Here is a 13,204-nt window from a genome sequence, read left to right on the forward strand (position 1 = left end):
GCCCGGTCAATCTTTACGCGGCGGGATTGTGACGTTCGCCAAAAAGGCGCATAAGGCTGGCGGCCATGGGGGCTGTGGAGACGCCGTCATGCAGGCGCTGGTGGAACTGATCGCGGGCTTCATCGCCCTGCTGGCCGCCGCCGTCCTGTCGCAATTCGGGGTCGACATCCATTCGCCGCAACCTGCCGAACGTGAAGTGCACCGCGTGTCGGATTGCCCTGCCGAGAAGGCCGCGACCTTCACCGCCGACGCCGACCACGACTGCTGAGCGCGAACAGTCCACGGCTCTGCGATCTCTACGGCTTGGACCTTGGGTTTCAAGTCGCTAGGGTCGAATCGGCGCGTTTCGCGCGCCGCGCGCATGAATCGAGCTCGACGCCTGATGAAATCCCGTAACCGGCCGCCGCTGAAGCTGACAGACGAAGACACCGTCTTGCCCGTCGAGACGCCCGATGACGCGGCGATTGAGGCGGAGGTCGAGCAGATGCAGGTCGAACAGGCGCAGGATGAGGCGGACACGCCGTCCGAGCCGCCTTTGGAGCTGGATCCCCTGCCCGCGCCGCCGCCCGAACGTCCGATCTCGGAACGCCGGCGTCGCCGTCTGGCCGAAGAGGCGCGTCAGGCCCAGTTGCGCGCCGCCGCCCCGCCCCCGCCCCCTCCGCCCGAGCCCGAGCCTGAGCCTGAGCCCGAGGAAGTCGTGGCTGAAGCGTCCGAACAAGCCCTCTCCATGGCCCCTGAGGCGGTCGCGGAACCGACGCCCGAATCGGCCGCCGCCGTCGAGATGGCCGTGGCCGCCGGTCAACCTCCCGCGCCCTTCGACATGGCCTGGCCGCCGATGCTCCGCTCCAGCGTGTCCGAGCGCGCCTCGACGGCGGCGCGCAGCCAGACCGCCTATCTGATCGCCGCCCTGGCCTCGACCCTCTGGGTGGGCGGCGTCGCCTCCTGGGCCGCGTTCGAACTGGGGTCCAGCGGCGCCGAACTGGATCCGCTCCGGCTGGCGATCTACGGCCTGATCGCCCTTGCGCCCGTCGGTCTGGTGATCATGCTGGCCCACGCCTTGCGCCAAGGCGCCGGATTGGCCGCCGAGACACGCCGCGCCCGCGATCTGGCCGAGGCCCTGGTCGCCCCCACCGCCCTCGCCGCCCAGCAGACTGGCCAGGTGCTGAGCACCCTGCGCACCGACATCGACCACGCCGCCCTGGCGGCCGAGCGCGCCCGCAACGACATGGCCCTGCTGCGTCAGGCCCTGATGGAAGAGACCAATCGTCTGAACGAGGCGGCCGAACACGCCGGCCGCACTGCGCGTCGTCTGACCGAGAATCTGGCCCGCGAACGCGACCAGATGCAGACCCTCGGCCTTCATCTGGACAGCCAGGCCGCCAGCGTCATCGACGCAGTCGAACGCCAGTCCCGCATGGTGGCCGACGCCTCGGACCTGGCCCAGGCCCAGTTGCGCGAGGCCGAGGCCGCCCTGGCCGCCCGCGCGGCCGACCTGGCCGCCGCCGCCGGCGAGGCCCAGGACGCCGCCCGTGTCGCCGCCGATGATCTGGCCCGCCAGACGATCCGGCTGGAGAACGCGGGAACCGGCGTCGCCGAACAGATCCAGTCGGTCGAGGAAGGCCTCAGCCAGCAGCGCGCCGCCCTGGTTACCGCCGCCTACGCCCTACGGACCGATCAGGAAGACTTCTCCGCCCAGGTCGAGAGCCAGCGCGCGCAATTCGTCGAAAACCTGTCGGCCACCCGCACCGCGCACGACGAGATGGGGCGGACGTCCCAGGTGTCCATCGAGAGCCTGCGCGAAATCCTGGAAGCCGCCGGCGACCAGTTCCGGGCTCTGGTCGACATGTCCCAGCGCGAGGCCGATGGCTTCGACGCCGCCACCAAGGTCTCGCTGGATCGGTTCGAAGCCCTGGCCGCCGACGCCCGCGACACCCTGATGGAGGAGACCCGCCGCGCGCTCGAGCAGATGCGCGCCACGGCCGAAGACTCCCGCGCCGCCGCCGCTGACGCCTCCGAACAGGCGCGTCTCCGCGCCGATCGCCTGGGCGAGGCCCTGTTCGAGGCGGCGCAGAAGGCCGATCAGGCCGCCGACGCCCGCATCGAGGACGCTCGCCGCATCGTCGGCGAAACCTCCGGCCTGGTGGACAAGGCCGGCGAGCGGATGGTGCAGCGGCTGGAAAGCCTGGTCGATCGCCTGAACGCGGCCCTGTCCGAGATCGACACCGCCATCGCCGACGTCGATGAACGCGCGGCCAGCCTGCCGGAACAGGCCCGCGCCCGGGTCGAGGCGGTGCGCGCCAGTGTCGAACAGGGCCTGTCCTCCCTTGCCGCCGCCTCGCGCAAGGCGGCCGAGGATACCGAGGCTCTGGACATCGACTTCCAGGAGCGGGTGCGCCGCAACTACGACATGCTGACGGAAGCCGTGCGGCTGATGGGCGTGGTCTCGGGCGACGCGCCTGCGGCCCGTAATCGCGCCTCGCTTCCAGACCTTGAGCGCGCCCGCGCGGCCCGCTCGGCGGCGCCGGAGGAGTCCGCGTCGGACAGGTCGAGCGATCGGAATTTCGGCCTGCGCAATCGGCTGCGTCTGTCGCCCGCTGAAACGCCACAGCGGCATACGCCCGCCCCGGAGGGCGGTCTCGACTGGAATGATCTCGTTTCCGGCGGTGCTGACGAAACCCCGCTCGAGCTGGAGCGCCCCGCGGCCGACGCCGCCGACTCGGTCGCCCTGTCTGATCGCGTCGCCGCCGCGATCCGCCGTATGGGTGTCGATCCCAATGCGCTGCTGCCGCGCTCGCGGGTCGAGGAGGCGGCCCGGCTTTTTGGAGCCGGTGATCCCGACGGCGCGCGCCGCATCGTCCGCCGCGTTGCGCCGGCCGCCGTACGCAGCGTCTCTCGTCGTGTGCTGAGCGACCCTGAACTGCGCGCCGACGCCGAACGCTATGTGGTCGTCTTCTCGCAGGATCTCGCCGGCTACGCCCGCAGCGGGGACACCCAGGCAGTCCAGAATCGTCTCGCTTCGGACAGCGGCCGTGCCTTTATGCTGCTCGACGCCGCCGTCGGCGACCTCGGTTGAGGCTTGACGCCGGGATGAAGTTCACGCCACCTAACCCCGTCACGAAAGCGTCACGCTGGGTGAGGGTAAGGCCTGAATGACAACCGAGATCGAAGGCTCAGGCCGCCCCGACCGACGCCCCGGCATTGCGATCTGCGCCTATGACGCGGACTCCGGTTGGGACATGGTCGAAGACCTGTCGGGCGAGGCCTGGAGCCCCGTCGGCGCGCGCACCCTCAGTATATCAGCCGACGACCCGGCCCGTCTGGCCGAGCGCCTGAGCGAACACCTGAGAAACGGCGATTGCCGCGCCGTCCTACTGGTGGGGCGCGCCGCCAAGAGCAATGGCTTCCGTATGCAGATGCGGGCCGAGAATCGCGCCCTCGATCACGAAGAACGGCTGTCGCAAACTGGCCCCGGTCTGGCGCGCACCACCGCGCCGGTCGCGGAGATCGTTCGAGCCATCAATGCGACCGGCATCCCCGCCGATGCGACGTCGGAGGCCGAGGCGGATGTCGGCTCCTATCTGCTCTATCGCGTGCTGGTCGAACTGGCCGACGGTCCGCATACGCCCGCCATCGGTCTGTTGCGCACCCCCGCGACGGCGGACGAGAATACGATAAAGAAGGCGGTCAAGGCGGCCGCCTCCGTCATGGCAGGCCAGATGGCCCTTCTGCCTCGCGCCTAGATTCGCGCCGCCAACATCGGCTTCAGCGCCAGCCCGGCCATCAGACCCACGCCAGCCAGTCCCGCCATCGCCAGATATCCCCCTGCGCCCCATGTGTCGTACAGCGGCCCGCTGGCCAGGGTGGCCACGCCGATCAACACCCCTGCCGACAAGGTTGAGTTCAGGGTCTGGGCGGCGGTCTGACTGTCTCGCGGCGCCAGTCTCTCGATCAGTTCGACCCCGGCGAGATAGCCGGCGGCGAAGCTGACGGCGTGCAGCGCCTGTAGCGGCCACAACGCCCACAGGGGCGGTGCGGCGGCCATGAACAGCCAACGCACCATCGCCCCAAACGCCGCGATCATCATTATAGGCCAGGCCCCAATGCCCCGCCGGCGTCGCCACGGCTCAAAGATCCACATCAGGGCGATCTCCGCGACGACGGCGAAGGCCCACAAGATCCCGGTCAGATGCGGCTCAATACCCTGCTCGCGCCACAGGATGGCGGAGAAGCCGTAGTAGAAGGCGTGGGCCGCCTGCACTGTCCCAATGGCCGCAAGCGCGGTCACCAGCACCGGATCCTTCAGCAGCCGCCCCATGCCGCGAAACCGATCCCACCCGGCCAGCGGCGAGCCGTCATGCACCGGTTCCTCGGGCAGCACCCGCCAGGCCGTCACGCCGATGCCGACGCAGATCAGGGTGACGCCGACGATGACCGCCTCGCTTCCCGTCGTCCTCAGCACGAACCCCATGGCGATATTGGCCGCGACGAAGGCCGCCGAGCCGAAACCGCGCGGCACGGCGAAGGCGAAGCCTTCCCGCCGCGCCCGCCGCAGCACCAGCACATCGGTCAGAGGCAGAATCGCCGCCGCCCCGGTCGCGGCGATGAACCAGCAGACCGCCCAGGCCAGAAACCCATCCACCAACCCCGCCGCGCCGTACCCAAGGGCGGCGACGCCGGCCAGAAGGGCGATGGGCGTCCGGCGATACTTGAACCCGTCGGCCCACACGGCGATGGCCGGACCTGTGACCAGCCGCCCCAACATGGGCGCCGCCAGTAGCATCCCGATCTCCGCCCCGCTGAGCCCTTGCGCCTTCATCCACAGACCGGCGTAGGGCAGGCTCACGCCCAGACCGCCGTACATCAAGGCGTAATGCGACGCCGCGCGCCATTTCGAAGCGAATCCCATAGGCGCCGAAATAGCAGAACTTCCGGCCGTCTCGACCGGTTTGCTCCAGGGTCGTCCCGGTCTAGGGTGGGTTTATGATAGCGAGTCGCAACCTGATCGTCTTCGCCGCCCTCAACGGGGCCGTGGCTATCGGCCTGGGCGCCTTCGCCGCCCACGGGGCCGGGCCGCAGGTCAAGACCCTGCTATCGACCGGGGCCCATTACCAGCTGGCGCACGCCGTCTTCGCCTTTGCTTGCGCTCTGTGGGAGGGCGGCGGGCGTTTGGCGCGGCTTGCCGGATGGATAGGCGCGGCGGGAGGACTGATCTTCAGTCTGGCCCTGGCCATGATCGCCCTTCTCAGCCTCTCGGCCATGGGCGCCGTCGCGCCGGTGGGCGGCTTGCTCATGATCGCAGGTTGGCTTTGCCTGGCCTTTGCGGCATTCCGTTCATAACCCTCAGTACGGCCAAGCTTGGGCCGAGTAGAAAGACCGCCACGCATGGCCTTTTCCGCGCCTCTGGAAGCTCGCCGGGACCTCTATCCGGAAATCGAGCCGTTCGCGTCCGGCTGGATGACGTCCGACGACGTCCACGAGATCTATTACGAGGAAAGCGGCAACCCCCAGGGCATTCCCGTCGTCGTGCTGCACGGCGGCCCGGGGGGAGCGGTCAACCCCGGCATGCGCCGCTTCTTTGACCCGGCCAAATATCGGATCATCATGTTCGACCAGCGCGGCTGCGGCCAGTCGCGCCCGAACGCCTCGCTGGAAAACAACACCACCTGGACCCTGATCGAGGATATCGAACGCCTGCGCGAGCGCTGCGGCGTCGATAAGTGGGTCGTGTTCGGCGGCTCATGGGGTTCGACCCTGTCCATGGCCTATGCGATCACCCATCCGGAACGCGTCCGCGCCCTGGTCCTGCGCGGCATATTCCTGCTGACCAAGAAGGAACTGCACTGGTTCTACCAGGACGGCGCCTCGATGATCTTCCCGGACGCCTGGGAAAGGTTCGTCGCCCCGATCCCCGAAGCTGAGCGCGGCGATCTGATGGGCGCCTATTACAAACGATTGATCGGCGACAATGTCGCCGAGCGCGAACGGTGCGCGGTCGCCTGGTCCAGTTGGGAAGGCGAAACCGTCAGTGTCGAAGGCCCCGACGCCCGCCCCGACAAGTTCTCGGAACCCGAGTTCGCCCTCGCCTTCGCGCGCATCGAGAACTGGTTCTTCACCAATGCCGGCTTCTTCCCCGAGGACGGCTGGCTGCTGAAGAATGTGGACCGGATGCGCCACATCCCTTGCTGGATCGCCCAAGGCCGTTTCGACGTGGTCACCCCCATCGCCAGCGCCTGGGCTCTGCACCGCGCGTGGCCCGAGGCCAGGCTCGACATCGTCGGCGACGCCGGCCACGCCTCGTCGGAACCGGGCATCGTCGACAGCCTGGTTCGCGCTACGGATTGGGCGGTGGGGCTCTAACCGACTGAATTCGGCATAAGATCGCGCCGGGCGGACAGGCTCCGCCCGGCGCTCTTCATCATCAGGCGGCGTCCACCAGGACGATCTCGGCGTCCGAGATCGCCTTGACCGTCACGACATCCTCCTGGGCGATGGCGGCCCCGTCGCGGGCGTTCAGACGAACGCCATTGACCTCGATCTCGCCCTTGGCCGGCACCAGATAGGCGCGCCGGTTCGATCCCAGGGCATAGTCGGCGCTGTCGCCGGCGTTCAGCGTCGCCGCCACGATCCGCGCATCGGTGCGGATCGGCAAGGCATCCTTGTCGCCCTCAAAGCCTGAGGCCAGGACCACGAATTGGCCCGAACGCTCGCCCTTGGGGAAGGGCTTGGAGCCCCAGCTGGGCGCCTCGCCGCGCTTGGTCGGTTCGATCCAGATCTGGAAGATCCGGGTCAGCTCCGGCTCGGCGTTGTATTCGGCATGGCGGATGCCGGTGCCTGCGCTCATCACCTGGACATCGCCGGCCACGGTGCGGCCCTTGTTTCCCAGACTGTCCTCATGGGTGATGGCCCCGTCGCGGACATAGGTGATGATCTCCATGTCGGCGTGCGGATGGGGCGGGAAGCCGGTTCCGGCGGCGATTTCGTCGTCGTTCCAGACCCGCAGATTGCCCCAGCTCATCCGCTTGGGGTCGTAATAGTTGGCGAAGGAAAAGTGGTGCTTGGCGTTCAGCCAACCATGGTTGGCGCCGCCCAGCGATTCAAAAGGTCTGCGCTCGATCATCGGTCTATCCTCAGGCCGGGCCGTCCCGGCGTCATTGACTTGACGCCAAGATAGAGATCGACGACCGAACAGAAATAGAAACACCTGAAACTCATCGTTTCCATCGCAGAGCCCGCCATGTCACGCCTGCCCGACCTCGAAGCCATGGCCATCTTCGCCAAGGTGGCGGAGGCCCAGTCCTTCTCGGGCGCCGCCGACGCCCTGGCTCTATCCAAGGCGACCGTATCCAAGGCGGTGACCCGACTGGAGCAGCAGCTGAAGACCACCCTGCTCCACCGCACCTCGCGCCGCTTCGCCCTGACCGACGCCGGGCGCAATCTGGCGGCGCGTGCGAGCCTGATGCTGGTTGAGGCCGAGGGCGCGGTGTCAGAGGCCCTGGACATGTCGGTGACGCCCCGCGGCCTGGTGCGATTGGCCGCCCCCATGTCCTTCGGCATGGCCTATGTCGCCCCCGCCCTGCCCGAGTTCCTGGCTACACATCCCGACGTCTCGGTCGATCTGCACCTGTCGGACGAGGTGATCGACCTCGTCGGCGGCGGGTTCGACTGCGCCCTGCGCATCGCCGCCCTGCCCGACTCGTCCCTGACCGCGCGCCGGCTGCGGCCGGTCGAACGCCACCTGGTCGCCTCGCCCGACTATCTGGCCCAGCGCGGTCGGCCGACCCATCCGGATGATCTGGAGCGGCACGCCTGCCTCAGCTACGCCTATATGCCGACGCCCGACGCCTGGCGCTTCATCAATGATGCGGGCGAAGAGGTGGTGGTGCGGCCGCGCGGCCCGCTACGGGCCAACAACTCCGACGCCCTGACCGCCTCCCTCTGCGCAGGCCTGGGCGTCTTCCCCCAGCCGGATTTCATCTACTGGAAGGACGTCGCCGAAGGGAAGCTGGAGACGGTGATGACCGACTGGCGCCTGCCGCCCATCGCCCTACACCTGGTCGCGCCCAGCAGCGGGCCGCGCCCGGCGCGGGTCACGGCCCTGATGGACTATCTGGCCAGGAAGTTCAGCGGCCCGCTGTGGCCCGGCGACACGGCCGGACGCTGAGGCCTTAGCCGCACTTGACCTGCTGGATCACGCCCGACGCCTCGTCATAGACGAAGTTCACCCGGTTCTCGCGATAGTCCATGGTCGCCATGCAGGTCGCGCACAGGACGCGGAAGATCTGACCTTCCGGCGCGCTCGGAACGGCGGAACGGTTGCGGCCCACATAGGCCTGATAATCCTCGACCTTGCAGGCCTTGAAGGCGGCGTCGTCGCCCGGCGTCCTTATGGTCACGGGCGTTTCCGTCGGCGCACACGCCGACAGCGCCAGACTTGCGGCCATCAGGGAACTCAGCATAAAGGCGGTCTTCATGGTCGTCTCTCCTTGGGCCGCCGTCAGCCGCAGCGGACCTGTTCGATCACGCCGGTATCGGCATTGTAGAAGATGTTCAGCCGATAGGCCGAGAAATCCTCCGTCACCGGGCAGGTGGTGCAGGTCACGCGCCGGTTGACGACGTCCACCGGTACAGGGATCTCGGTCCGTTGCCTGCCGACCAGATACTGCAGCTCTCCGGCCTTGCAGACGTCGGTTGTCTGGGCGCTCGGCATACGGCTGCCGACCGGCGGGTTCAGTTGCGCCCGCTCCACCGTCCGGGGCGCCGGCTGTTCAGCGACGGGCGTGGAACAGCCCGCCAGCAGCACCAGGGCGATCAGGCCGCCTTTTCCCAGCGTCCCTCGTCCGTCTGGCGCCAATAGGCCAGATTGGCGCCCTCGGCCTTCAGCGCCTTCCAGCGCGCCCGCGCATTCTGGAGCGCCGGCTCGTCCCGTCCGTCGAAAATGATGAAGCATCGTTCGATCCCTTCCGTCACGCCAAGTTCTGCGTCATCGACGATGAACAGCGCCTGAGCGCCGTTCAGGTTCTCTCCCGATTCGCTCAACAGCACAGGCTGACGATCCGCGTTGGGCTGATCCGCCCGGCCGTGCGGCAGAAAACTCTCTTCGTGGAAGGTCCAAAGACGCTCGTCGACGTCGTCCAGCCGATGGGCGTGCGACGACTTGATCATGGCGCGCCAGCCCCGCTCGAGGGTCTTCTCGAGCAAGGTCGGCAGCACCTGGTCCAGCGTCGAACGCTCCAGGTGGTAGAACCAGATTTCGGGCTTGCCGCTCATCCGGCTCTATCGTCCGGAACTCAGGCTTCGTACGCGTCGGCCACCATGCGATCCAGCGTGCGCACGGCAAAGCCGACGCCGCCTTCCGGCACGGTGGGGCTGGGGCTCTTGTTGGCCCAGGCGGTGGGGGCGATGTCCAGGTGGGCCCACGGCACGCCGTTGGTGAAGCGTTGCAGGAACAGGGCGGCGGTGATGGAACCGCCCGCGCGACCGTTGCCGGTGTTCTTCACATCGGCGATCTTCGAATCGATGTGCTGTTCGTAGATGGCTGGGATCGGCATGCGCCAGAAGTTCTCGCCCACCTTCTTCGACGCGGCCAGGATCGGATCGGCGACCTCGTCCGAGTTCGAGAAGACGCCGGCGTAATCCAGGCCCAGGGCCACGATCATGGCGCCGGTCAGGGTAGCCAGGTCGATCATGAATTTCGGCTTGAAACGCTCTTGCGTGTACCAAAGGGCGTCGGCCAGGACGAGGCGACCCTCGGCGTCGGTGTTGATCACCTCGACCGTCTGGCCCGACATCGACACGACCACGTCGCCCGGACGCTGGGCGTTGCCGTCCGGCATGTTCTCGACCAGGCCCAGCACGCCGATGGCGTTGACCTTGGCCTTGCGGCCGGCCAGGGCGATCATGGTTCCGGTCACGGCGGCCGCGCCGCCCATGTCCCACTTCATGTCTTCCATGCCGTCGGCCGGCTTGATCGAGATGCCGCCGGTGTCGAAGCAGACGCCCTTGCCGACGAAGGCCAGCGGTTGGCCGCCCGCCTCGCCGCCGTTCCACTTCATGATCGCCAGCTGGCTTTCGCGACGGCTGCCCTGGCCGACACCCAGAAGGGTGCGCATGCCCAGCTTCTCCATCTCGGCCTCGCCCAGGATCTCGACCTCGAGCCCCAGGCTTTCCAGCGCCTTGACCCGCTTGGCGAACTCGGCCGGGTACAGGACGTTGGCGGGCTCGGACACCAGGTCGCGGGCGAAGATGACGCCGTCGGCCACGGCCGACAGCGGCTCCAACGCAGCCTCGGCGGCGCGCAGATCAGAGGTCACGACCCGGATCGCGGTGATCGACGGGATCTTGTCGGCCTTCTGGGTGGTGCGATACTTGTCGAACCGATAGGCGGCCAGACGGGCGGCGAAGCCGACACGGGCCGCTTGTTCGGGCGTCAAGCTCGAGGCGTCGATGGTCAGGACCTCGGCGCCCGACAGTTTCACCGCCGCATAGGCGTTGCCGCCAAAGGCTTCGACCGCCAGGTCGTCGATCTTGTCGGCCGGTCCGGCGCCGACCAGCAGGATGGTGTCGGCGCTGACGCCCGACGGCGCGGCGATGCTCAGCGTCTGGCCGGATTTGCCGACGAAACGGCCCTTGCTCATCGCCCGGGTCAGGGCGCCGCCGGACTTGCCGTCCAGGTCCGTACCAGAGCCCGCCAGGGTCCGGTCCTCATGGACCGGCACGGCGAGAATTTCAGCAGCGTCTACGGCGGCGACGAATTCGATCTTCATTCACAACTCCAGCCAGGCCCCACCCGGCGTCTACAACGGAAGAAAAAGACAAATGGCGCGTCTGCTTGTCGCGGACGCGCCCTCCTGTGCTACTAGATGCGCCTCATTATCGCCGCCTGCAACCGGGCGAAGTCCATCCGCCCATGACCCTGATTCAAAGATACCTTTTCCGCCAGATTTCGCTGCCCGTGGTTGCGGCCTGCGCCTCGCTGGCCGGCATCGGAATCCTGAGTCAGAGCCTGGACCAACTTGAGGTCATCGTCGAGCGCGGCCAGAGCGTGTGGGTCATGGTCAAACTGACCCTGCTCGCCCTGCCGCAACTGCTGGCCGTCATCCTGCCGATCGGCCTGTTCGTCGGGGTTTTGATCGCCCTGACCCGGATGCAGCGCGAGCAGGAACTCACGGCGGCCTTCGCCGGAGGCATGACCCGGTGGCAGGTGATCTCGCCGGCGGCGCGGCTGGCCGTGCTGGTGCTGATCCTCAATCTCGCGATGACCCTGTTCGCCCAGCCCTGGGCTCAGCGCGAGGCCCGCAACCAGGCCTTCGCCATCCGCACCGACCTGGCGGCCCTGTTGGTCGAGGAAGGTCAGTTCGTCCAGGGGCCTGACGGCCTGACGGTCTATGTCCAGCAGATCGAGCAGAACGGCCTGCTGAAGAACATGTTCGTCTACCTGGACGACGGCAAGTCCACCCAGAACTGGAGCGCGACCGAGGCGCGGTTCGGCCGCGACGCCGCCAATGAGCCGGTCCTGACCATGATCGACGGCTCATGGCAGAAATACTCCTCGCGGGGCGTGCTGGAGACTCTGTCCTTTGAGCGCTACGACTTCCCCCTGGGTCAGTTCTCCGCCGTCACCGAGCAGATCCGCTACAAGCCCGCCGACCTCTATCTGCGTCAGCTGTTGAACCCGACGCCGCGCGTTCTCGAGACCGCAGGATCACGCGACGAATTGCTGGCCGAGGCGCACGCCCGGATCTCCGCGCCGCTTTACGCCCTGGTCGCCGTCGCCCTGGCCCTTGCCGCCATCATGGGCGGGTCCTTCAGCCGCACCGGCTATTCGCTTAGAATCGCCAAGGCCGCCGGCGCCTTCCTGCTGGTCCGGGTGATCGGCTATGGGCTGGTCGCCGCCAGCGCCTGGAACCCCTGGATGAACATCCTTCAATATCTGGCGCCGCTCGTCGCCGTCGCCCTGGCGGCGCGCCTGCTGTTCCGCGCCCTGAAGCCGCGGAAACGCCGCGAACACCCGATCATCGACCGGATGCGGGCCCAATTCCGCGCGAGGTTCGCATGACCCTGGCCCTTCCGTCCCTGACCGCCCTCAATCCGCCCCGCCTGGGCCGGATCGAACGCTATGTCCTGGTCCAGCAACTTCGCGCCCTCGGGGTCGCCCTGGCGGTGATCGGGGCCCTGGTGATGCTGATCGACTTCGTCGAGGTATCGCGTGGCGTCGGCTCGGACCAGGACCTGTCGGCCCTGCGCATCCTGGGCCTGGTGGCGTTGAAGTCGCCCTCGGTGATCGTGCAGCTGCTGCCCTTCGTCTTCCTGTTCGGCACCCTGACCGCCTATATCGGCCTCAATCGCCGCAGCGAATTGATCGCCATGCGGGCGGCGGGGGTGTCGGCCTGGCGCTTCGTTCTTCCTGCGGCGGGCATGGCCGTGGTGCTGGGCGTCCTGACCGTGACCGTGCTCGGCCCTCTCGCCTCGGCCGGCGACGGTCTGTGGCAGCGGGAACGGGCGCGAATCTCCGGCGCCGCGCCTGACGCCAGCTCGAACGCCGCCATCTGGCTGCGCGAAGGCGATGACCAACGCCAGATGATCATCCGCGCCGGACGTCAGGACCGCGCCAACGCCCGGCTGCTGGACGTGACCTTCTTCATCTACACGACGAACGCCTCGGGAAATCGCGACTTCTCCGAACGCATCGACGCCCAGTCCGCCGCCCTCAGCGCCGGCCGCTGGCGGCTGACCAACGCCGTCGGCGCCAGCATCGGCCAACGCGCCGTGACCTATTCCAGCCTCGATCTGATCTCCAGCCTGGCTGATGAAGAGGCTTTCGAGCGGTTCGCCCGCCCGCAATCCACCCCCTTCTGGTCCCTGCCGAACCAGATTCAGCGAATCGAAAACGCCGGCTTCGCCTCGACCGCTTACCGGCTTCGGTTTCAGCAGCTGTTGGCCACCCCCATGGTCTTTGCGGCCATGTCCATCCTGGCGGCCGCCTTCTCTCTGCGGCTGATGCGACTGGGAGACCTGGCCAAGATGAGCGTTGCGGCCGTGGTGCTGGGCTTCGCCTTCTTCTTCCTGAACCAGTTTTCTTCCGCCATGGGCTCGGCAGAGGTCGTTCCGCCGGTCGTGGCGGCCTGGCTGCCGCCCATATTGACGGCCCTCGCCGCCTTCACCTTGCTGTTCTATACCGAAGACGGCTAAGCGAGCGCCTCGCTCA

The 13,204-nt window shown here is 67.8% G+C and carries 14 protein-coding genes; 8 read left to right on the forward strand and 6 right to left on the reverse strand.

Features of this window, described 5'->3' with window-relative positions:
* Positions 1–88: 88 nt before the first annotated feature.
* The 3 genes from ACW177_RS09270 (at position 89) to ACW177_RS09280 (ending at position 3,740) form a co-directional block, all read left to right on the forward strand.
* The gene (locus ACW177_RS09270; protein ID WP_492025439.1) at positions 89–268 is read left to right on the forward strand and encodes a hypothetical protein; all 180 of its coding nucleotides are present in this window, start codon (positions 89–91) and stop codon (positions 266–268) included.
* 114 nt (positions 269–382) lie between these two features.
* Entirely contained in the window at positions 383–3,073 is a 2,691-nt protein-coding gene (locus ACW177_RS09275; protein ID WP_492025440.1) for a coiled-coil domain-containing protein, read from the forward strand.
* A gap of 76 nt (positions 3,074–3,149) precedes the next feature.
* Positions 3,150–3,740 (forward strand): pyroglutamyl-peptidase I family protein, encoded by a 591-nt coding sequence (locus tag ACW177_RS09280; RefSeq protein ID WP_492025441.1) that lies wholly within the window; start codon positions 3,150–3,152, stop codon positions 3,738–3,740.
* Here the strand turns inward: ACW177_RS09280 and ACW177_RS09285 are convergent.
* Entirely contained in the window at positions 3,737–4,906 is a 1,170-nt protein-coding gene (locus tag ACW177_RS09285; RefSeq protein ID WP_492025442.1) for an MFS transporter, read from the reverse strand. The two genes, ACW177_RS09280 and ACW177_RS09285, sit on opposite strands and share 4 nt — an antisense overlap.
* 74 nt (positions 4,907–4,980) lie before the next feature.
* Between ACW177_RS09285 and ACW177_RS09290 the strand changes: the two genes are divergently transcribed.
* Both ACW177_RS09290 and pip read left to right on the forward strand, forming a co-directional pair.
* Positions 4,981–5,337: a DUF423 domain-containing protein gene (locus ACW177_RS09290; protein ID WP_492025443.1), complete on the forward strand. Its 357-nt coding sequence runs from the start codon at positions 4,981–4,983 to the stop codon at positions 5,335–5,337.
* 45 nt (positions 5,338–5,382) lie between these two features.
* Positions 5,383–6,357, forward strand: a complete 975-nt coding sequence (pip, locus tag ACW177_RS09295; protein WP_492025444.1) for a prolyl aminopeptidase — start codon at positions 5,383–5,385, stop codon at positions 6,355–6,357.
* 61 nt (positions 6,358–6,418) lie between these two features.
* On the opposite strand, the gene ACW177_RS09300 is transcribed toward pip, so the two are convergent.
* Positions 6,419–7,117: a pirin family protein gene (locus ACW177_RS09300; protein WP_492025445.1), complete on the reverse strand. Its 699-nt coding sequence runs from the start codon at positions 7,115–7,117 to the stop codon at positions 6,419–6,421.
* A 117-nt stretch (positions 7,118–7,234) separates the two neighbouring features.
* Here ACW177_RS09300 and ACW177_RS09305 point away from each other — a divergent pair, with 117 nt between their 5' ends.
* Positions 7,235–8,161 (forward strand): LysR family transcriptional regulator, encoded by a 927-nt coding sequence (locus ACW177_RS09305; RefSeq protein ID WP_492025446.1) that lies wholly within the window; start codon positions 7,235–7,237, stop codon positions 8,159–8,161.
* A 4-nt stretch (positions 8,162–8,165) separates the two neighbouring features.
* On the opposite strand, the gene ACW177_RS09310 is transcribed toward ACW177_RS09305, so the two are convergent.
* From ACW177_RS09310 to ACW177_RS09325, 4 genes are read right to left on the reverse strand one after another with little or no spacing between them, the layout of a single operon-like run.
* Positions 8,166–8,471 carry a hemolysin gene (locus ACW177_RS09310; protein WP_492025447.1) on the reverse strand — a complete coding sequence of 102 codons (306 nt, stop codon included), beginning with the start codon at positions 8,469–8,471 and terminating at the stop codon, positions 8,166–8,168.
* A gap of 23 nt (positions 8,472–8,494) precedes the next feature.
* Positions 8,495–8,851 (reverse strand): hypothetical protein, encoded by a 357-nt coding sequence (locus ACW177_RS09315; protein WP_492025448.1) that lies wholly within the window; start codon positions 8,849–8,851, stop codon positions 8,495–8,497.
* On the reverse strand, positions 8,809–9,267 hold the full coding sequence (locus ACW177_RS09320; RefSeq protein ID WP_492025449.1) for a DNA polymerase III subunit chi: 459 nt from the start codon (positions 9,265–9,267) through the stop codon (positions 8,809–8,811). Before ACW177_RS09320 ends, ACW177_RS09315 begins: the two co-directional genes overlap by 43 nt.
* A 20-nt stretch (positions 9,268–9,287) precedes the next feature.
* Positions 9,288–10,763, reverse strand: coding sequence for a leucyl aminopeptidase (locus ACW177_RS09325; RefSeq protein ID WP_492025450.1), 1,476 nt, complete (start codon positions 10,761–10,763; stop codon positions 9,288–9,290).
* A 143-nt stretch (positions 10,764–10,906) separates the two neighbouring features.
* Between ACW177_RS09325 and ACW177_RS09330 the strand changes: the two genes are divergently transcribed.
* Together ACW177_RS09330 and lptG are read left to right on the forward strand one after the other, a co-directional pair.
* Positions 10,907–12,055 carry an LptF/LptG family permease gene (locus ACW177_RS09330; protein ID WP_492025451.1) on the forward strand — a complete coding sequence of 383 codons (1,149 nt, stop codon included), beginning with the start codon at positions 10,907–10,909 and terminating at the stop codon, positions 12,053–12,055.
* A complete protein-coding gene (gene lptG, locus ACW177_RS09335) occupies positions 12,052–13,188 on the forward strand; it encodes an LPS export ABC transporter permease LptG (RefSeq protein WP_492025452.1) in 1,137 nt (378 codons plus the stop codon). The genes ACW177_RS09330 and lptG overlap by 4 nt, the downstream gene beginning before the upstream one ends.
* Positions 13,189–13,204 lie beyond the last annotated feature (16 nt).

This window comes from Brevundimonas sp. AVps23W (genome assembly GCF_058681395.1).

Coding starts and splice junctions, on each gene's coding strand:
- ACW177_RS09305 (WP_492025446.1), top strand. CDS start 7,235: ATGTCACGCCTGCCCGACCTCGAAGCCATGGCCATCTTCGCCAAGGTG.
- ACW177_RS09275 (WP_492025440.1), top strand. CDS start 383: ATGAAATCCCGTAACCGGCCGCCGCTGAAGCTGACAGACGAAGACACC.
- ACW177_RS09325 (WP_492025450.1), bottom strand. CDS start 10,763: ATGAAGATCGAATTCGTCGCCGCCGTAGACGCTGCTGAAATTCTCGCC.
- ACW177_RS09280 (WP_492025441.1), top strand. CDS start 3,150: ATGACAACCGAGATCGAAGGCTCAGGCCGCCCCGACCGACGCCCCGGC.
- ACW177_RS09285 (WP_492025442.1), bottom strand. CDS start 4,906: ATGGGATTCGCTTCGAAATGGCGCGCGGCGTCGCATTACGCCTTGATG.
- ACW177_RS09270 (WP_492025439.1), top strand. CDS start 89: ATGCAGGCGCTGGTGGAACTGATCGCGGGCTTCATCGCCCTGCTGGCC.
- ACW177_RS09330 (WP_492025451.1), top strand. CDS start 10,907: ATGACCCTGATTCAAAGATACCTTTTCCGCCAGATTTCGCTGCCCGTG.
- ACW177_RS09290 (WP_492025443.1), top strand. CDS start 4,981: ATGATAGCGAGTCGCAACCTGATCGTCTTCGCCGCCCTCAACGGGGCC.
- lptG (WP_492025452.1), top strand. CDS start 12,052: ATGACCCTGGCCCTTCCGTCCCTGACCGCCCTCAATCCGCCCCGCCTG.
- ACW177_RS09300 (WP_492025445.1), bottom strand. CDS start 7,117: ATGATCGAGCGCAGACCTTTTGAATCGCTGGGCGGCGCCAACCATGGT.
- pip (WP_492025444.1), top strand. CDS start 5,383: ATGGCCTTTTCCGCGCCTCTGGAAGCTCGCCGGGACCTCTATCCGGAA.
- ACW177_RS09310 (WP_492025447.1), bottom strand. CDS start 8,471: ATGAAGACCGCCTTTATGCTGAGTTCCCTGATGGCCGCAAGTCTGGCG.
- ACW177_RS09320 (WP_492025449.1), bottom strand. CDS start 9,267: ATGAGCGGCAAGCCCGAAATCTGGTTCTACCACCTGGAGCGTTCGACG.